Origin of the sequence: Stappia taiwanensis, assembly GCF_014635285.1 — a bacterium.
GTDB classification, from domain to species: Bacteria; Pseudomonadota; Alphaproteobacteria; order Rhizobiales; family Stappiaceae; genus Stappia; species Stappia taiwanensis.
In genome coordinates this window covers 118,265-136,705 of record NZ_BMCR01000011.1, presented here as the reverse complement: position 1 = coordinate 136,705, position 18,441 = coordinate 118,265, and the positions used below count along the sequence as shown (strand labels likewise).

Annotated in this window: 16 protein-coding genes; 6 read left to right on the top strand and 10 right to left on the bottom strand. The window is 66.0% G+C overall.

The window, feature by feature from the left end; all coding sequences use genetic code 11:
• The first annotated feature begins 16 nt into the window (after window positions 1–16).
• The 6 genes from ureC (at window position 17) to acs (ending at window position 6,585) form a co-directional block, all read left to right on the top strand.
• On the top strand, window positions 17–1,729 hold the full coding sequence (gene ureC / locus IEV83_RS19495) for an urease subunit alpha (protein ID WP_181761054.1): 1,713 nt from the start codon (window positions 17–19) through the stop codon (window positions 1,727–1,729).
• 67 nt (window positions 1,730–1,796) lie between these two features.
• Window positions 1,797–2,405, top strand: coding sequence for a glutathione S-transferase family protein (locus tag IEV83_RS19490; protein WP_181761055.1), 609 nt, complete (start codon window positions 1,797–1,799; stop codon window positions 2,403–2,405).
• Window positions 2,402–2,926, top strand: coding sequence for an urease accessory protein UreE (locus IEV83_RS19485; RefSeq protein WP_181761056.1), 525 nt, complete (start codon window positions 2,402–2,404; stop codon window positions 2,924–2,926). Before IEV83_RS19490 ends, IEV83_RS19485 begins: the two co-directional genes overlap by 4 nt.
• Complete coding sequence (locus IEV83_RS19480) at window positions 2,904–3,647, top strand: urease accessory protein UreF (protein WP_181761057.1); 744 nt, start codon at window positions 2,904–2,906, stop codon at window positions 3,645–3,647. Before IEV83_RS19485 ends, IEV83_RS19480 begins: the two co-directional genes overlap by 23 nt.
• Window positions 3,648–3,732: 85 nt before the next feature.
• Entirely contained in the window at window positions 3,733–4,356 is a 624-nt protein-coding gene (gene ureG / locus IEV83_RS19475) for an urease accessory protein UreG (RefSeq protein ID WP_181761058.1), read from the top strand.
• Between the two features lie 291 nt (window positions 4,357–4,647).
• Window positions 4,648–6,585, top strand: a complete 1,938-nt coding sequence (gene acs / locus IEV83_RS19470) for an acetate--CoA ligase (RefSeq protein WP_181761059.1) — start codon at window positions 4,648–4,650, stop codon at window positions 6,583–6,585.
• 125 nt (window positions 6,586–6,710) lie between these two features.
• Here acs and IEV83_RS19465 read toward each other — a convergent pair whose 3' ends face one another.
• The 10 genes from IEV83_RS19465 to IEV83_RS19420 all read right to left on the bottom strand — a co-directional run bounded on the left by IEV83_RS19465 (window position 6,711) and on the right by IEV83_RS19420 (window position 18,426).
• Window positions 6,711–8,096: a TadE/TadG family type IV pilus assembly protein gene (locus tag IEV83_RS19465; RefSeq protein ID WP_181761060.1), complete on the bottom strand. Its 1,386-nt coding sequence runs from the start codon at window positions 8,094–8,096 to the stop codon at window positions 6,711–6,713.
• Window positions 8,097–8,307: 211 nt separating this feature from the next.
• Window positions 8,308–8,865, bottom strand: a complete 558-nt coding sequence (locus IEV83_RS19460; RefSeq protein WP_181761061.1) for an HNH endonuclease — start codon at window positions 8,863–8,865, stop codon at window positions 8,308–8,310.
• 253 nt (window positions 8,866–9,118) lie between these two features.
• Complete coding sequence (leuC, locus tag IEV83_RS19455) at window positions 9,119–10,531, bottom strand: 3-isopropylmalate dehydratase large subunit (RefSeq protein ID WP_181761062.1); 1,413 nt, start codon at window positions 10,529–10,531, stop codon at window positions 9,119–9,121.
• Window positions 10,532–10,925: 394 nt separating this feature from the next.
• The gene (locus tag IEV83_RS19450) at window positions 10,926–12,218 is read right to left on the bottom strand and encodes a TRAP transporter large permease (protein ID WP_181761063.1); all 1,293 of its coding nucleotides are present in this window, start codon (window positions 12,216–12,218) and stop codon (window positions 10,926–10,928) included.
• An 18-nt stretch (window positions 12,219–12,236) separates the two neighbouring features.
• Window positions 12,237–12,734 (bottom strand): TRAP transporter small permease, encoded by a 498-nt coding sequence (locus tag IEV83_RS19445; protein ID WP_181761064.1) that lies wholly within the window; start codon window positions 12,732–12,734, stop codon window positions 12,237–12,239.
• Complete coding sequence (locus IEV83_RS19440; RefSeq protein WP_181761065.1) at window positions 12,731–13,744, bottom strand: TRAP transporter substrate-binding protein; 1,014 nt, start codon at window positions 13,742–13,744, stop codon at window positions 12,731–12,733. The genes IEV83_RS19445 and IEV83_RS19440 overlap by 4 nt, the downstream gene beginning before the upstream one ends.
• Before the next feature lie 41 nt (window positions 13,745–13,785).
• Window positions 13,786–15,324, bottom strand: coding sequence for a class I adenylate-forming enzyme family protein (locus tag IEV83_RS19435; RefSeq protein ID WP_181761066.1), 1,539 nt, complete (start codon window positions 15,322–15,324; stop codon window positions 13,786–13,788).
• Window positions 15,324–16,595: an acyl-CoA dehydrogenase family protein gene (locus IEV83_RS19430; RefSeq protein WP_181761067.1), complete on the bottom strand. Its 1,272-nt coding sequence runs from the start codon at window positions 16,593–16,595 to the stop codon at window positions 15,324–15,326. Before IEV83_RS19430 ends, IEV83_RS19435 begins: the two co-directional genes overlap by 1 nt.
• Window positions 16,592–17,383, bottom strand: a complete 792-nt coding sequence (locus tag IEV83_RS19425) for an alpha/beta fold hydrolase (RefSeq protein ID WP_181761068.1) — start codon at window positions 17,381–17,383, stop codon at window positions 16,592–16,594. The genes IEV83_RS19430 and IEV83_RS19425 overlap by 4 nt, the downstream gene beginning before the upstream one ends.
• Complete coding sequence (locus tag IEV83_RS19420; RefSeq protein WP_181761069.1) at window positions 17,380–18,426, bottom strand: 2,5-dihydroxypyridine 5,6-dioxygenase NicX family protein; 1,047 nt, start codon at window positions 18,424–18,426, stop codon at window positions 17,380–17,382. Before IEV83_RS19420 ends, IEV83_RS19425 begins: the two co-directional genes overlap by 4 nt.
• Window positions 18,427–18,441 lie beyond the last annotated feature (15 nt).

Here is an 18,441-nt window from a genome sequence, read left to right as displayed (position 1 = left end):
CACCCAGGAGACCCTGATGCCCCATATGATGTCCCGCGCCGCCTATGCGGACATGTTCGGTCCCACCACCGGCGACCGCATCCGCCTTGCCGACACGGAACTGATCATCGAGGTGGAGCGGGATTTCACCACCTATGGCGAGGAGGTGAAATTCGGCGGCGGCAAGGTGATCCGCGACGGCATGGGCCAGTCCCAGCGCGGCCGGGCGGAGGGCGCGGTCGATACGGTGATCACCAATGCGCTGATCATCGACCACAGCGGGATCTACAAGGCCGATATCGGCCTGACCGACGGGCGCATCTCCGGCATCGGCAAGGCCGGCAATCCGGACATCCAGCCCGGGGTCGATATCGTCATCGGTCCCGGCACCGAGGCGATTGCCGCCGAAGGCAAGATCGTCACCGCCGGCGCGCTCGATGTGCATATCCACTTCATCTGCCCGCAGCAGATCGAGGAAGCGCTCATGTCCGGGGTGACCACCATGGTCGGCGGCGGCACCGGACCGGCGACCGGCACCAACGCCACCACCTGCACCCCCGGCGCCTGGCACATCGGCCGCATGCTGCAGGCGGCGGACGGCTACCCGATGAACCTGGCCTTTGCCGGCAAGGGCAATGCCTCGCTCCCCGCAGCTCTTGAGGAACAGGTGCTGGGCGGCGCCGCCGCGCTGAAGCTGCACGAGGACTGGGGCACGACCCCGGCGGCCATCGACTGCTGCCTGGCAGTGGCCGATGCCCATGACATCCAGGTAATGATCCACACCGACACGCTGAATGAGTCCGGCTTCGTGGAAAACACCACCGCCGCCTTCAAGGGCCGCACCATCCATGCCTTCCATACGGAAGGGGCCGGCGGCGGCCATGCGCCGGACATCATCCGCCTGTGCGGCGAGCCCAATGTCATTCCCTCCTCCACCAACCCGACCCGCCCCTATACGGCGAACACCATCGACGAGCATCTCGACATGCTGATGGTCTGCCATCACCTCGACGGGTCGATTCCGGAGGATGTCGCCTTCGCCGAAAGCCGGATCCGCCGCGAGACCATCGCCGCGGAGGACATTCTCCACGACATGGGCGCCTTCTCGATCATCGCCTCTGACAGCCAGGCCATGGGCCGGGTCGGCGAGGTGATCATCCGCACCTTCCAGACCGCCCACAAGATGAAGCAGCAGCGCGGACGGCTGACCGGTGAGACCGGCGAGAACGACAATCTGCGGGTGCGGCGCTACATCGCCAAGGTCACCATCAATCCGGCCATCGCCCATGGGCTGTCCGCCCATGTGGGCTCGGTCGAAACCGGCAAGCTGGCCGATCTGGTGATCTGGGACCCCGCCTTCTTCGGCGTCAAGCCGGATCTGGTGCTCAAGCTCGGCAGCATCGCCGCCGCGCCGATGGGCGATCCCAATGCCTCGATCCCGACCCCGCAGCCGGTGCATTACCGACCGATGTTCGCCGGGCTCGGACGCGCGGCGGCCCAGTCCGCCGTGACCTTCGTCTCCCAGGCCGCCCTGGACGATGGCATCAAGGAACGTCTCGGGTTGGAAAAAACGGTGCTGCCGGTCACCGGCACGCGGGGCGGGCTTTCCAAGACGTCGATGATCCTCAACGATGCCCTGCCGACCATCGAGGTCGACCCGGAAACCTATGAGGTGCGTGCCGATGGTGCATTGCTGACCTGCGAACCGGCCACTGTGCTGCCGATGGCACAGCGGTATTTTATGTTCTGACCGACACCGACGCCGGCGGCAGGCATGCCACGTCCTGCCCGCCCCCATTCGCAATGAAAGGACCTTCATGTACACGGTCATCGGATATCCCCGCACACGCGCCATGCGCGTCATCTGGATGCTGGAGGAGCTGGGCGAGCCCTATGAGCTGATCCCGGCCATGCCCCAGAGCAACGAGGTGCGGGCGCTGAACCCCTCCGGCAAGGTGCCGGTGCTGAAGGACGGCGCCTTCGCCATCACCGATTCCGTGGCGATCTGCCAGTATCTCGCCGACAAGCACGGCAAGCTCACCTTTCCCGCCGGAACCCCGCAGCGCGCCCGGCAGGATGGCATCACCCAGTTCGTTGTCGACGAGATCGAGGGCGCGCTCTGGACCGCCGCCAAGAACACCTTCATTCACCCCGAAGAGATGCGCGTGCCCGAGATCAAGCGCGTCTGCCGCATGGAATTCGACAAGGCGATGCAGCTGCTGAAGGAAAAGCTCGGCGGCAACAGCTATGTCATGGGCGAGAACCTCACTGTCCCCGATATCCTGATCGGCCATGCGGTCGGCTGGGCCCGGGTCGCCAAGTTCGATGTGCCAGACACGGGACCGCTTGCCGCCTATTTCGAGCGGCTGCTTTCCCGCCCCGCCTTCCTCCGGGCGATGGCGCGCGGCGAAGAGGCGGTCGCGTGAACCGCGTCGCGGCGATCCTTCCGGCCGGAAGCTGGGAAGGTGCACCGGCCGACAGCATCCTGCTCGACCGGGAAGACCGGCATCGCCGCCGCGCCGTCCTCGACTGCGCCGGCGGCACCCGGGTGCTGCTCGACCTGCCTCAGGCCCGGCATCTGCATCATGGCGACGGCCTGCAACTGGAGGATGGGCGCATCGTCGCCATCCTCGCTGCCGCCGAGGATCTGGTGGAGATCGAAGCGGCAGGCGCGGATGCGCTGGTCCGCATCGCCTGGCATCTGGGCAACCGCCATCTGCCGGTGCAACTGCTGCCCGGCGCCCTGCGCATTCGCCGCGATCATGTGATCGAGGACATGGTCGCCAGGCTCGGCGGGCGGATGACCACGCTGGCCGCCCCGTTCGATCCCGAACACGGCGCCTATGGCGAAGCGGGCGTGCACGGCCACGACGGCCATTCCCACGGCGCGCCCCATCACCCGCCGCATGTCCCCCAGGGCACCCATGACCATCAGCCGGACCGGTGAGACCACCGGCCCGGCCGGCTATCTCTATCCGCTGCTCGCCTGGGTGTCGCCGGCCTTCCCGATCGGCGCCTACACCTACAGCCACGGGCTGGAATGGGCGGTCGAGGAGGGAAGCGTGCGCGATGCCGGGACGCTGGAGGCCTGGCTGCACGATGTGCTGCATCACGGTGCCGGCCGCACCGACGCGATCCTGCTGGCGCGCGGACAGGAGGCCGCCCATGCGGGCGATGCGGACGGTTTTCGCGAGCTGCTCGACCTATCGCTGGCGCTGCAGCCCAGCTCCGAACGGCGGCTGGAAACCACGGCCCAGGGCGATGCCTTCATCGCCGCCATCGCCGCCGCCTGGCCACCGGCTGGCGACGGACCGCCCCAGCGGCTGTTCGCCGCGCTTGCCACCGGACCGCAGGCGATCCCGCGCAGTGGCTGGAGCTACCCGCTGGCGCTGACCCTTGCCGCCGCCGCCTGGCAGATGCCGCCCGGCCCGGTCGTCACCGCCTGTCTTCAGGCCTTCACCGCCAACCTCATTTCCGCCGCCGTGCGCGCGGTGCCCCTCGGCCAGACCGCCGGCCAGAACGTGCAGCAGCGGCTTGCCCCGGCGGTCGCCTCTCTTGCCGATCTGGCGCTGACGGCTCCGGTGGAGGAGATCGGCGGCTGCGCCTTTGCCGCCGATATCGCCTCCATGCGCCATGAAACCCAATACACGCGGCTGTTCCGCTCATGAGCAGGTGCGCCCCTGCCCCGTCCCTCGCGCTTCACCGGCCCCGCGCCGCAACCGACACTCTCAGATCAGCTTCCGGAGGTTTCAGATGATCCATCCAAACGGCCCCTTGCGCGTCGGCATCGGCGGTCCCGTCGGATCCGGCAAGACCGCGCTCATGGACGCCTTGTGCAAGGCGCTGCGCGACCGGTTCCAGCTCGCCGCGATCACCAATGATATTTACACCCGCGAGGATGCGGAGTTCCTGACCCGCTCCGGTGCGCTTCCAGCCGAGCGCATTCGCGGCGTGGAGACCGGCGGCTGCCCGCATACGGCAATCCGCGAGGATGCCTCCATCAACCTGGCCGCCATTGCCGATCTTGGCGCCGCCTTTCCCGACCTCGACCTGGTGCTGATCGAATCCGGCGGCGACAATCTCGCCGCCACCTTCTCCCCCGAGCTCGCCGACCTCACCATCTATGTCATCGACGTCTCCGCCGGCGACAAGATCCCGCGCAAAGGGGGACCGGGCATTACCCGGTCGGACCTTCTGGTGATCAACAAAACCGATCTGGCGCCCCTGGTCGGTGCCTCGCTGGAGGTGATGGACCGGGATGCGGCGATGATGCGCAAGGGCCGCCCCTTCGTCTTCACCAATGTCCGCGATGGCACCGGAGTGGAGAGCGTCACCCGCTTCGTCACCGAACGCGGCGGATTGCGACCGGCGACCTGATGAAAGGCGCGAGGCTGCCCCTTGCGCCGGTCCGGATCGGACCGGCGCGGCCTGCCAGTTCCCGCAGGGCTTTGAAAGCCGGACGTTTTCCAAATCCGGTGCAAAACCTCAGGACCGACTGACGCAGGGTCTTCCGCGCCCGCCCTCGCCCTTCCCTCGGGTAGGATCCCGAACCTACGAAAGAACGAGCGGGTCGCGGTGGACGCGCTATGCCGCGATCCTCATAATGCGCTCGACCATCAGGGCCGGACCGCAAGGCAGCCGGCTGCTATACAATTTGGGAGGGTCCGTATGTCCGAAACACTTTATCCGGTTCCGGCGGACATTGCCGCCGCCGCCTACATCGACGACGCCAAGTATCAGGAAATGTACAAGGCATCGATCACCAACCCGGACGGGTTCTGGGGTGAGCATGGCAAGCGCATCGACTGGATCAAGCCGTTCACGAAGGTGAAGAACACCTCATACGACCCGCACAACGTGTCGATCAAATGGTTCGAGGACGGCACCTTGAACGTCTCGGCCAACTGCATCGACCGGCATCTGGAAACCCGAGGCGACAAGCCGGCGATCATCTGGGAGGGAGATGATCCGTCGGAGCACAAGGTCATCACCTACCGCGAGCTCTATGCGGAGGTGAACAAGTTCGCCAACGTGCTGCACGCCATGGGCGTGAAGAAGGGCGACCGGGTCACCCTCTATCTGCCGATGATCCCCGAGGCGGCCTACGCGATGCTCGCCTGCGCCCGGCTTGGCGCGATCCATTCGATCGTTTTCGGCGGCTTTTCCCCCGACAGTCTGGCGCAGCGGATTTCGGGCTGCGATTCCAAGGTGATCGTCACCGCCGACGAGGGCCTGCGCGGCGGCCGCAAGGTGCCGCTGAAGGCCAATGTCGACAAGGCCCTGGAAACGCTCGACGTCGACAAGGTGGTCGTCGTCCGGCGCACCGGCGGCGACGTGTCGATGACCGAAGGGCGCGACGTCTGGTACCATGAGGAAGCGGAACGGGTTTCCGACCATTGCGAACCGGTGGAAGTGAACGCGGAGGATCCGCTGTTCATCCTTTATACCTCCGGCTCGACCGGACAGCCCAAGGGCGTGCTGCACACCAGCGGCGGCTATCTGGTCTACGCCTCGATGACCCACCAGTATATCTTCGACTGCAAGGACGATGACATCTACTGGTGTACGGCGGATGTGGGCTGGGTCACCGGCCACTCCTACATCGTCTATGGCCCGCTCGCCAACGGTGCCACCACCCTGATGTTCGAGGGCATCCCCTCCTACCCCAGCCCGTCGCGCTTCTGGGATGTGGTCGACAAGCACAAGGTGTCGATCTTCTACACCGCGCCGACGGCGATCCGCGCCCTGATGGGCGCTGGCGTCGAGCATGTGGAGAAGACCGACCGCTCGTCCTTGCGGATTCTCGGCTCGGTCGGCGAGCCGATCAACCCGGAAGCCTGGCAGTGGTTCTACGATCATGTCGGCAACAAGCGCTGCCCGATCGTCGACACCTGGTGGCAGACCGAGACCGGCGGCATCCTGATCACGCCGCTGCCCGGCGCGACCGCCCTGAAACCCGGCTCGGCAACCCGCCCCTTCTTCGGCGTACAGCCGGCGCTGGTCGACGCGGAAGGCCAGATCCTCGAAGGCGCGACCGAAGGCAATCTGGTGATCCTCGACAGCTGGCCGGGGCAGATGCGCACGGTCTATGGCGACCATGAGCGCTTCGTGCAGACCTATTTCTCCACCTACAAGGGGATGTATTTCTCCGGAGATGGCTGCCGCCGCGATGAGGACGGCTATTACTGGATCACCGGCCGGGTGGACGATGTCATCAACGTCTCCGGCCACCGCATGGGCACGGCGGAAGTAGAATCGGCGCTGGTTGCCCATCCCAAGGTGTCCGAGGCCGCCGTGGTCGGCTATCCGCATGACCTCAAGGGCCAGGGCATCTATGTCTATGTCACCCTGATGGATGGCGAGGAGCCGAGCGAAGATCTGGCCAAGGAACTGCGCGGCTGGGTGCGGCAGGAAATCGGCCCGATTGCCTCGCCGGACCTGATCCAGTTCGCCCCCGGACTGCCGAAGACGCGCTCGGGCAAGATCATGCGCCGGATTCTGCGCAAGATCGCCGAGGACAGCTTCGACAATCTCGGCGACACCTCGACCCTGGCCGATCCGGCGGTGGTCGAAGACCTGATCGAGAACCGGCAGAACCGGGCCTGATCCGGAGGGGCGCTGCCGGGGCCATCCCGGCGGCACCGCCACGCCAGCGACCAAACCGACATCGACAAAACCGGTGGGCCCTGCGGTCCGCCGGTTTTTTGTTGCCCCACCGCTTTTGGCAAATGTCAGCGGATCAGGAAGGTGGATTTGATCTGATTGGCGATCTTGGTGAATTCGGCGATCAGCGCCGCGTTGCTGTCGGCCTTGTAGTAATCGGCGGCGGACGAGGCGCAACCGCGCATCAGGGTGTCGGCGCTGGACCCGCTGGCGATCTGAAAGCCGACCGTGATGATCTTGATGCCCGAGGCCTTGATGGCCGTGCACAGCGCCTGCGCCCGATCGTCGGAGGCATTGCTGCTTTGGGCGATCCAGTCGTAATTGGTCCAGTTCACCTTCCGCGGGCCGAACACGGTGTTGAAATTGCCATCGGTCATGATGACGAGATATTTCAGCACGCGCTGATCCGAATAGCTCGCCGGCTTGGAGCCGGTTGGCCACAGCGCAGCCCAGTTGGCCGACAGGGCATACCAGCCCCAGGCGATGCCGGTCTGGCCGGCGGTGTTGCCACGCGCCCGCAGATTGGCAATCTCATAGAGCAGTGTCCCCGACCGTGACGCACTCCCCGGATCGCGTGTCAGCGGCACCAGCGCCGAATCCGGACAGATGTAGCTGCGCGAATAGACCAGGTTGCCATCCCATCTGACGAAGCGTCCGCGCTTGTAGCTGTATTGGTTGGTCCCCGGACCGACTGGCGCGGTGGTGTAGCTGGCATCCGTCGCCGCCTCAGCCCCCGTTCGTTCCGAGACGCAATAGGGAAAGCTCGACCGGCTGGCATTCGCGCCATTGGTCGCCAGCGTTGCCCGGGTCGTGCCGATATTCACCCCGGTGGCATAGGGCACGAGCGCGATCCGCATCTTCTCGTTGCTATCGGCCGTCTCCGGCGGGATCAGGGTGTTGACGAACCCGGCCGCCGCATCCTGTAGCGCTTCGATCTTGCTGCCGCCCATCGAGCCGGTCACATCGACCACCAGCGCCGCTTCAACACTCTTGGGATAGATCGCTTGCGCCGAAACCGCCACCTTCAGCGTATCGGGCCCGAGGCCGGCCAGGTTGATGAAATAGGTCGGCACGCTGGAACTGGCCGACACCTGAACCCGCCGCGCCAGCGGGTCGACCACTGGCGCGTCGACCACCACCTCGACACCGGGAATGAGCGAGCCGGCCGCATTCGCACCGAAATAGGCCGCATAATTGCTATCAAGATACGCCTGGACCTCCGCGGCGGTCATGTTGCGGACCGACAGCTCCCGGGCCACCGCCAGCATCGCCGCATCGAGGCTTTGGGAAATACCCTGTTTCTGATTGATCGCCCGCGCGAAATCGAGCCCCGCGCCGGCAACCACGATCAGAAAGACCAGCACGATCGCCACCAGCGGCAACACCGCGCCGCGCCGGTCGCCGCCAAAACGGCAAACCAGGCGCCGACCGCACCCTGGCCCGGGTTTGTCCATCACACCATCTTCCCTCTTCGCCATGCCACCTGCCACCAGTGTGGCCCGAGCGCGCCCGGCAGGCCTGACCATCGCTACCAGGCGACCTTGCCACAGCACCACTGCCGTAGCGTTAAGATCCCCAACCGGGAGCAGACCGAGTTCGCGAAGAGGTTAATGAAGCACCAACAGGCGAGAGCCAGCGCTCTTTTGCGGACAGATGCTCGCCCGATCACGGCTCCAGTTCGGTGTCCCAGTAGAGGAAGTCGAGCCAGCTGTCGTGCAGGTAGTTGGGTGGGAAGAGCCGGCCATTGCGGTGCAGATCCTGCACCGTCGGCGGGAACGGCATCTGCATCGGCCACATGCCGATCTCGGCACAGGATTTGTTGGCTTTTCTAAGATTGCAGGGGGAACAGGCGGTGATCACATTGGCCCAGGTGGTCTGTCCACCCTTCGAACGGGGCACGAGATGATCGAAGGTCAGTTCGTCGCGGGCACCGCAATATTGGCACTGAAATCTGTCGCGAAGAAAAACATTGAAACGGGTAAAGGCGGGAAAACGACTTGGCTTGATGTAACTCTTGAGACTGACAACGCTCGGAAGCCGGAACTCGCAACTCGGACTTCGGACAACATGGTCATATTCCGAGACGATGTTCACCCGATCAAGGAAAACGGCCTTGACCGCATCCTGCCATGCCCACAGGGACAGCGGATAATAGGTAAGTGGACGATAGTCCGCGTTAAGCACCAGGGCCGGATGAGCACCTGGAGAGACGGCGACGTTCACACCTTCGCTCCTCATGCATAAGTCCGCCGACATCACGCAACGACGTTGCGTCTCCCGACGGCCCCCATAGTGTAGAGCGACAGTGACAGTCTTGTGAAGCCCGCAAAAAAGACAAGCGGGCAGCGGTTTTTTTGCCGCTACCCGCCCCGTTTCTCATGAAAGTCTTGTCTGGCTCAGATCGAAGCCTTTGAAAAACAAACAGTACTTCGATCCGAACCGGCGCCTTTCCGCGTCAGGTCGACGCGGCAACGGCTCAGGCGGTCGGCCAGTCGCGAATATCGACGAAATGACCGGCGATCGCCGCCGCCGCCGCCATTGCCGGCGACACCAGATGGGTGCGGCCCTTGAAGCCCTGCCGACCCTCGAAGTTACGGTTCGAGGTGGAGGCACAGCGCTCGCCCGGCTCCAGCTTGTCGGCGTTCATCGCCAGACACATGGAGCAGCCCGGCTCGCGCCATTCGAAGCCGGCCTCGCGGAAGATCTTGTCGAGGCCTTCGGCTTCCGCCTGCGCCTTGACCAGACCGGATCCCGGAACGACCATGGCGCTGACGCTGTCCTTGACCTTATGCCCGGCGACCACCTTCGCGGCGGCGCGCAGATCCTCGATCCGGCCGTTGGTGCAGGAGCCGATGAACACCCGGTCGATGGTGATATCGGTGATCGGCGTGCCCGCCTCAAGACCCATGTACTGCAGCGCCCGGCGCTTGGAGGCGCGGCGGTTCTCGTCCGCGATCTCTTCCGGATCCGGCACGCACCCGGTCACCGAAATGACGTCCTCGGGGCTGGAGCCCCAGGTGACGATCGGCGGCAGGTTGGCGGCATCGAGCCGGATCTCGCTGTCGAAGGTCGCGCCCTCGTCGGTGAACAGCGTCTTCCAGTAGGCCAGCGCCTGATCCCAGGCAGCGCCCTTCGGCGCCTTCGGCCGACCCTTGATATACTCGAAGGTCTTCTCGTCCGGTGCGATCAGGCCGGCGCGGGCACCAGCCTCGATCGACATGTTGCAGACGGTCATCCGCCCTTCCATGCTGAGCGCGCGGATCGCCTCGCCGGCGTATTCGATCACATGGCCGGTGCCGCCGGCGGTGCCGATCTCGCCGATGATGGCCAGGATGATGTCCTTCGCGGTGACGCCTTCGGGCAATTCGCCGTCGACGGTCACCCGCATGTTCTTGGCCTTCTTCTGGATCAGCGTCTGGGTGGCGAGCACATGCTCCACCTCCGAGGTGCCGATGCCGTGGGCCAGCGCGCCGAAGGCGCCATGGGTCGAGGTGTGGCTGTCGCCGCAGACGATGGTCATGCCCGGCAGGGTAAAGCCCTGCTCCGGCCCGACGATATGAACAACGCCCTGACGCTGGTCGGTCTCGCTGTAATACTCAACGCCGAATTCGCTGGCGTTCTTGGCCAGCGTGTCGACCTGCAGAGCCGATTCCGGATCGTCAATGCCATGGCTGCGATCGGTCGTCGGCACGTTATGGTCGACCACCGCCAGCGTCTTGGCCGGCTGGCGCACCGCGCGCCCGGTCATGCGCAGGCCTTCGAAGGCCTGCGGGCTGGTCACTTCGTGCACCAGGTGGCGGTCGATGTAGAGCAGTGCCGTGCCATCGTCCTGCGTGTCGACGACATGGTCGTCCCAGATCTTGTCGTAGAGGGTTCTCGACGTGCTCATCGGTGTCTCCTTGGGAACAGGGGGAATGCGGGCCGGATGCGCCGGCCGGGGCTCGCGGGCAACTCAGCCGGCGAGCCGCGTTCCGTACGCCGCGCTCAGCCTGGCGTGGAAGCGCGAGGGCAGACGTCGCCGATCCTGCATCACGACGCGCGATGCAAGGCGCGTGGCCTGGAAGGCCCGCCTGTCGCGTGTTGATATGCCCGTGATCCGCATCCGCTCCAAACCTTTGGGTGGATCTATCGCACCCACGCCCTTCAATGGCGCAGAAACGCGATCCGGGTCAAGATTGGAGTTGCCGCAAATGCGCCCTTCAGCCGTCAAACCGGCCTCTCCGACCCGGCAAATCATCGTGATTGACGCCAGAACCGGCACTCCTGCCCCGCGCGCCTTGCCGCTACCGCATCAGGTCCGGCAGGAAGAGGACCAGCGCCGGGACCGCCGCCAGCAAGGCCAGCCGCACCACATCGGCGGCGACGAACGGCAGGATGCCACGGAAGATCGTCGACAGCGGTACGTCCGGCAGCACCGTCTTCAGCACGAAGACATTGAGACCGACCGGCGGGGTGATCAGGCTGATCTCCGTAACCACCACGACGATGATGCCGAACCACACCAGATCGTAGCCGAGCCCGGCCATGACGGGCGCGAAGATCGGCACGGTCAGGAGCACCATCGACAGGCTCTCCAGCACCATGCCGAGGCAGAGATAAACCAGGAGCACCGCCGCCAGGATCGCCCAGGCCGGCAGCTCGGAGGTCCGCGCCAGCTGCGACAGGAAGTCGGGCAAGCCGGCGATGTTGACGAAATTGGAAAAGATCAGCGCGCCGATCAGCACCATGAACATCATGGTCGTCGTCGCCGCCGTATCAGCGAGTGTTTCCAGGAGGGTGCGCAAGGTCAGCCGGCGCCGGGCCAGCGCAATGACGAAGGCGCCGGTGGCGCCGATGCCCGCCGCCTCGGTGGCGGTGAAAATGCCGGCGTAGATGCCGCCAATCACCAAGACGAACAGCGAGAGAATGCCGGCGACCCCGCCAAGCGCCGCGAACCGGTCGCGGTATCCCATGCGCTCAGCGCGCGGCCCCGCCTCCGGACGGCGCCAGCACACCACCTGCACCGCCGCCATATAGCCGAGGACGCCGAGCAGTCCGGGCACGATGCCGGCGATGAACAGCCGGGCGATGTCCTGCTGAGCGGTCACGCCGTAGAGCACCAGAATGACACTTGGCGGAATGAGGATGCCCAGCGTGCCGCCGGCGGCGATCACCCCGCTCGCCAGCCCGTCGTCATAGCGGTAGCGCCGCATCTGCGGCAGCGCCACCTTGCCCATGGTCGCCGCCGTTGCCAGAGAGGAGCCGCACACCGCCGAGAAACCGCCGCAGGCAACCGCCGTCGCCATCGCCAGACCGCCGCGCCGATGCCCCAGCCAGGCATGACAGGCGGCGTAAAGCTCGTCCGACAGCCCGGCGCGCGTCACCAGATTGCCCATCAGCACGAACAGCGGCACCACCGAGAGCGGATAGGACAGGCCGGTATCGAAGGTGGTCTGGCCGACGATGGTCATCGCCGGCTGGAAGCCGAGGATCACCGCAAGGCCGAGACCGCCGACGGCGGCCATCGCCATGGCGATGGGCACGCCGGCAAACATCACGATCAGGAGGATGACAAGGCCGGGAAGCCAGGTTTCCATGGCAGAGAGGTCCAGGTTTCAGCGCCGGAACAGCGCCAGAAGAGCGGCGAGCGCGGACATGGCGGCCAGCACCGCCATCACGGCGGCCACGGGGCCGAGCGGGATCTTCAGATTGACGGTGGTGTCGCCATAATCGGTGAAGTCGACGGCCAGAAGCCCGAGCCGCCAGGCCAGCACCGCCAGCACCAGGAGCATCACCACCCCGGCGAGCACCGCAAGGCCCCGACGCAGCACGGAAGGCAGCCGGCTGGTGACCAGATCGACGGTGACATGCTCGCGGCGAAAGGTGACGATCGGCAGGCCGATGAACACGACCAGCGCCAGCAGCACCTCGGTCAGTTCATAGGCACCGGCGAGCGGCGCGTTGAAGACATAGCGCCCGACCACATCGACAAAGGTGACGATCATCATCGCCAGCAGCAGCAGGGACGCGGCGAGCCGCAAGCCCCAGGCAAGCACTCCGGCAACGCCCTCGGGATCGCTCGACCCCGGGGTTCTGGTAGAAGAGGCGCTCATTCGGCCGCGTCGACTTCCGCCCGCAGCATTTCCAGCGCCGCCTTGCCGTCGATGCCCCGTTCCTGCGCGGCGGCAAGGAAGCCGTCCTCGATGCCGGTCAGCGCCTCGGCCAGTTCCGCCGTCATGGCGTCGTCGGCCTCGGTCAGGGCAACGCCCTTCTCGGTCATCACGGAAAGCCCGGCCTCATCCGCCGCATCCCAGGCGGCGCCTGCCAGCCGTGCCATTGCCTCGCCGGAGACGCTGTCGATCGCGGCCTTGTCCTCATCGGACAGCCGGTTCCAGGTCTTGGCGTTCATGACCACGAAGAAGGAGGTGTTGTAGAGCCCGCCAGGCACCGATACCCCGTGCCGAATGACCTCCTCGATGCGGAAGAACGGAACGGATTCGGCCGGAAACAGGATGCCATCGGCCACGCCATTGGCGAGAATTTCATAGACCTGCGGCGAGGGCGCCGGAACGCCGACCATGCCAAGCCGCTTGGCCACTTCGGCAACGATACCGCCACCGATCCGCATCTTCAGCCCGGCGGCGTCGGCCAGCTTCGCCACCGGTTTGGCGGTGGTGTAGATCATGCCCGGGCCATGGGTGAAGACGGTCAGAACCTTGACGCCCTTGTGCTCCTCCGCCTTGGCGAGCATCGCCTCATGCACCTTCCAGTAGGCGACGGACAGGGCCTCGGCGCTGTCGGACAGGAACGGCCCCTCGACCAGCGGCGTCAGCTTGAAGCGGCCCGGCGTATAGCCGTGCACGCCATAGCCGATATCGGCCGCGCCGGAGCGGATCAGGTCGAACTGAGCCGGCGGCTTGCCGATCGGCGAGGACATGATCTCCACCTTGACCCTGCCGTCCGTTGCCGTTTCCACCTGCTTGCCCCAGGGCGCGAGGATGTCCTTGACGATCGGATGCGAGGGCGGAAGCCAGTTCGAAACCCGCAAGGTGGTGTCGGCAAGAGCCGCCGGTGCCAGGCCAAGCGTGACCGCCGTCGCCAGCGCTGCAATGACTTTCCGCATGAAGTTCCCTCTCCTTGTTATCGTTCCGCGACCGGCGCAAATCAGGCTTTTTTTGTCTCCGTCCCGGATGCAAGCGCATCCTCCGCCATATTTCTTACCCGGTCCAGCCTCACTTTGCCGAGGGCATTTCTCGGCAACTCCTCAACGAAAACAACCGATTTAGGGTGCTTGTAGCGGGCAAGACGGCCGTTGAACCCCTCCAGCACCGCCCGCGCGTCCCGTTCCTGCGGTGCGCGGGCAACCACCACCGCGACGGGACATTCGCCCCATTGCGGGTCCTTGACCCCGACCACCGCCGCCTCGGCCACCTGGGCAAGCTCCCCCAGCACCCGTTCCAGTTCGGCAGGGTAGATGTTCTCGCCGCCGGAGATGATCACGTTCTTCAGCCGGTCGCGAAACCAGAACACACCCCGCGCGTCGATGCTCCCAAGATCTCCGGTGCGAAACCACCCGCCGGTGCGAAAACTCTCCGTTCGTGCCTCCGGCCGGTTCCAGTAGCCTTCGGTGATGTTGGTGCCGCGCAGTTCGATCTCGCCGATCTCGCCGACCCCCGCCGGCTCCCCGTCCCGGGTGATCCGCGCTTCGGTGTGCAGACCCGGCCGGCCAATGGCGCCGAATTCCTCCGCCGCATCCTGCACCCGTTGGTAGATTGCCACCGGACCGGTCTCGGTCGAGCCGTAGATCTGGATCACCGGCACGCCGCGTTCGCAAAACGCCTGCATCAGATGCCGGGGCACATCGGAGGAGCCGGTGGCAATCGCCCGCAAGGAGGACAGATCCGCGTCGCTCCAGCGCGGATGGGCGATCAGCGCCGACAAGGTCGCCGGCACCAGCACTGTGAGGTCGGGCCGCTCGCCGGCAATCGCCTCCAGACAGCTCTCGGGATGGAAACGCTCATGCAACAACACCGTAGCCCCGGCATAGAGCGCCGGTGTGGTCTGGATGTTGAGCCCGCCCACATGGAACATCGGCAGCACGGTCAGCACCAGGTCCCGGCTGGTCATGTCATGCATGTGCAGGGCGTTCAGCGCATTGGCGGAGATTGCCCGCTGGGACAGCACCGCCCCCTTCGGCCGGCCGGTGGTGCCGGAGGTGTAGACGATCAGCAGCGGATCTTCCGCCCCGCCTTCGCCTTCTTCAGCCGACAACCCGGCGCCGCCGGCCAGGAGCGTGGCAAGCCCGCCGGAGCGGGCATCGCTCACATGGACCCGCGGCGCCGCGCCAAGCCCCGCCATCTCCGCCACAGTTGCGGCAAATGCCGGCTGGTGCACCAGCAACGCCGCCCCGCTGTCACGGACCGCATGAGCCAGTTCCGGCGGTGCCAGACGCCAGTTGAGCGGCACCAGGATCGCGCCGAGGCGAGCGGCGGCGAACAAGAGCACCAGCATGTCCGGCGCGTTGGTGCCGAGAAACGCCACCCGGTCGCCCCGGCCGATGCCCTGGGTTCGGGCCAGCCAGTGCGCCGCCCCGCCAATGGCATCGGCGAGCTGTGCATAGGTCAGGTCGCCCGACGCAAACCGGATCGCCGCCTTGTCCGGCGTGAACCGTGCATGGGCCTCGATCCAGCTGTCGATCGACATCACGTGTCGTCTTCCCCCGGCAGGTAAAGGCTCTCCCGGCCGATCCGGTCAAGGCAGATTTCCGCCGTCCAGGGCAGCATCAGCGCGCCGCAACGGCTGTCGCGGTAAAGCCGCTCCAGCGGCAGGGTCTTCAGCATCGACTGGCCGCCGCAGGTGCGAATGGCGAGCTGGCAGATCTCGTTGGCGTTTTCCATCACCGTGTAATGGGCGGCCCAGGCGCGCAGCATCTGTTCGCGCGACGGATCGGGCCCCGCCTCGGTGATCGCCTGGAACCACAGCGCCTTGGTCTGCTCCAGCATCAGGTGCATCTGGGCGACACCCATCTGCTTGGTCGGGAACATCCGCCGCTTGACCGGCGGCAGGCCCGGCCATTCGCCGCGCAGATACTTGACGGTGAAGTCGAACGCCGCCTGGGCAATGCCCATGTAGGTCGGCGACAGGGTCATGAACATGTGCGGCCAGCGGCTCGCTGCCTGATAATAGACGCCGCGCGGCATCAGTTGCTCATCCTCGGAGACGAACACATCCTTGAACAGCAGGGTGCGCGAGACCGTGCCGCGCATGCCCAGCGGATCCCAGTCGCCGACGACCTCTACCCCCTCGGCCCGGGCCGGCACGGCGATATACATGGTGTCCCGGCGCGAAGGCCGCGCCCCCTCCTTCATCTCGCCGCACAAGACGCCGTAGTAGTCCGCGTGACCGGAGAGCGAGGCGAAGATCTTCTTGCCGTTGATCAGCCAGCCGCCATCGACCTTCCGGACACTGGTGGAAAACGGCACCGCGCCGGCCGCCGCCGCGCCGCCCTCGGAAAACGGCTGGGAGTAGATCGCCCCCTCATCGAGAATGCGCGCGTAGTGAACGGCCCGCCGCTCCATGTGCTTGGCGCGCTGCTCCGCCGTCATGTCGAGATCGTCGGTCAGGGCGCCGGTCCACAGGCAGGAACACACATGCATGTTCCAGGTCAGCGCGGTGGAGCCGCAGTAGCGGCCGATTTCCGCCGCCGTCATCATATAGGTGCGGAATGGCGCCCCGTGCCCACCGTTTTCCTTCGGCACGCAGGCGCCCAGCAGGCCCGCCTCATGCATGTCCCGGTAGTTCTCGGTGGGAAAGCGGGCATCGCGGTCGAACTCCGCCGCGCGCGGGGCGAACCGGGCCTTGCCGGTGCGCCGGGCCAGCGCCGTCAACTCCCGCTCCTGATCGGTCAGACGAAACGCATCCGGATCGAAAATCGGGGCATCCAGGTCGAACGTATCTGGGTCGGCGGCGTTCATGATCGGCTCTCCTCCTCCGGCAGGGACGCTAGAAACCCCCGCAAATGATCGGTAAAGACCTCCGGGCATTCCAGCGGGGCGAGATGACCGATGCCGGGCAGCACCACAAGGCGCGCGCCGGCGATCCGTTCGGCCATCTTGCGCATGGTCGGCTCCGGCGCGTTGCGGTCCTCCTCCCCGGCGATCAGCAACGTGGGAACGCAGATCCGGGGGAGATCCGCCCGCCGGTCGAATGTGGCAAGGCAGCGGATCCCCGCGCGGAAGGTGTCGTCCGGCACCCGGCTCATGGCGGCCATGGCCGCTGGCACCGCATCCGGGTGCGCCGCCGACCCGACGAGGCCCGGCACGAACTGCCCGGCGAGCTCCGCCATGGTCCGGCCCGCATCGAGCGGCGCCAGCCGGTCGGCAACGAATTTCTTCTGAAAGGCCCCGTCGCGGCTGCCGAAGGCGGAGGTGGTGGCCGACAACACCAGCGCCCGCACCCGCTCTGGATAGCGGGCGGTGAACTCCTGCGCCACCATACCGCCGATGGAATGGCCGACGATCACCGCTTGGGTCAGCCCCAGCTCATCGAATAGCGCCAACAGCCCGTCCGACAGGCTCTCGAAGCTCATCGACCCGGCAAGCCTGGTGCCGCCGTAGCCCGGCAGGTTCCAGCCGATCACGTCATGGCTGGCCGCAAGACCGGCGAGCTGCGGCGCGAACATCTCAGCGCCCGCACCGATGCCATGCAACAGGATGACCGGCGACCCGCCAGGCGCGGGCCGCACGATCCCGGCCACGCTCACCGCAAATCCTCCACCAGATTGCCGTCCTTCACCACCGGCACCCCGTCGAGCGCGATGGTGCAGCCGCGCACCGGAATGTCGAAATGGCCCTTGGTGTAGCGGCCGGCGAATTCATTGGCGCCGGTGGAGAACAGGAAGTTGCCGGCAAAGGCCCGCACCTCGGTGCCGTTGGTCTCGCGCTGGTCGTACATGGCGAGCGCCTCGTAGCGGGCGCCCTCGTTCATGCCGAACCCCACATGCGACACCGCATAGGCGTCCTTGTCCTTCCAGGCGGCGAAATAGCGCCGGGTCAGCTCCGCGTCCGTTCCCTCGCCGTCGATTGCAGTGACATAATCATCGGCGATGGTGAGCGTGACCGGCCGCTCCAGATAGCGCTTGAAGGTGAGATTGACGTCGCCCGCGTCGAGCACCAGCGTGCCATTGACCTTGCCGGCGGCGGGGAAACTGACCACCAGCCCGGCCGGCCAATGGGCGACGCTGCCCGGCCGGTCGCACCAGCCCCAGACACCGACCGTGCTGGCGCCGTCCATGTCGATTGTCAGATCGGTGCCGGCGGGAGAGGTAACCCGCATGCGCGCCGCGCCCTTGCACAGGGCAATCGCCTTTTTCACCCGCTCCTTGTCGCGCACGGCCGGCACCAGCCGTTCCAGCGCCTCCGGATGCTCGTTGGAGATCATCAAGAGCCGCGCGCCCTGGGCAATGACCTGCGGCAATTCCGGTGCATGCAGCAGCCCATCGACCGTCAGATCGACCACCATGGAACTGGCCGCCAGCCCGGCAATCGCCGCCTCCTGCCCGGTAAGCGCCGAGGAGGCACCGGTGGAGCGCACCGGCACCGGCGCGTCCTGGCGCGGCGTCGGCACCACCACATGAAACACCTTTGCTCCGAGCCGCTGCAACGCCAATTCGGCGAGATGCACATTGAGTTGCCGCGACTGGGTTTCCGACAGGATCGCCACGGTCTCGTTCTCAGTGACCTTGCACAGACGAAACACCGCCGCGAAGGCCTCGATCCACTTGCCCTCAATCCGGTCTGCCAGCATCCACCCCTCCCAATA

What these genes read in the sequence shown, in the direction of transcription:
- IEV83_RS19435 (WP_181761066.1), bottom strand. Translation starts at nt 15,324, where the DNA reads ATGTCGATCGACAGCTGGATCGAGGCCCATGCACGGTTCACGCCGGAC.
- IEV83_RS19440 (WP_181761065.1), bottom strand. Translation starts at nt 13,744, where the DNA reads ATGCGGAAAGTCATTGCAGCGCTGGCGACGGCGGTCACGCTTGGCCTG.
- ureG (WP_181761058.1), top strand. Translation starts at nt 3,733, where the DNA reads ATGATCCATCCAAACGGCCCCTTGCGCGTCGGCATCGGCGGTCCCGTC.
- ureC (WP_181761054.1), top strand. Translation starts at nt 17, where the DNA reads ATGCCCCATATGATGTCCCGCGCCGCCTATGCGGACATGTTCGGTCCC.
- IEV83_RS19465 (WP_181761060.1), bottom strand. Translation starts at nt 8,096, where the DNA reads ATGGACAAACCCGGGCCAGGGTGCGGTCGGCGCCTGGTTTGCCGTTTT.
- IEV83_RS19480 (WP_181761057.1), top strand. Translation starts at nt 2,904, where the DNA reads ATGACCATCAGCCGGACCGGTGAGACCACCGGCCCGGCCGGCTATCTC.
- IEV83_RS19420 (WP_181761069.1), bottom strand. Translation starts at nt 18,426, where the DNA reads ATGCTGGCAGACCGGATTGAGGGCAAGTGGATCGAGGCCTTCGCGGCG.
- leuC (WP_181761062.1), bottom strand. Translation starts at nt 10,531, where the DNA reads ATGAGCACGTCGAGAACCCTCTACGACAAGATCTGGGACGACCATGTC.
- IEV83_RS19445 (WP_181761064.1), bottom strand. Translation starts at nt 12,734, where the DNA reads ATGAGCGCCTCTTCTACCAGAACCCCGGGGTCGAGCGATCCCGAGGGC.
- acs (WP_181761059.1), top strand. Translation starts at nt 4,648, where the DNA reads ATGTCCGAAACACTTTATCCGGTTCCGGCGGACATTGCCGCCGCCGCC.
- IEV83_RS19450 (WP_181761063.1), bottom strand. Translation starts at nt 12,218, where the DNA reads ATGGAAACCTGGCTTCCCGGCCTTGTCATCCTCCTGATCGTGATGTTT.
- IEV83_RS19490 (WP_181761055.1), top strand. Translation starts at nt 1,797, where the DNA reads ATGTACACGGTCATCGGATATCCCCGCACACGCGCCATGCGCGTCATC.
- IEV83_RS19430 (WP_181761067.1), bottom strand. Translation starts at nt 16,595, where the DNA reads ATGAACGCCGCCGACCCAGATACGTTCGACCTGGATGCCCCGATTTTC.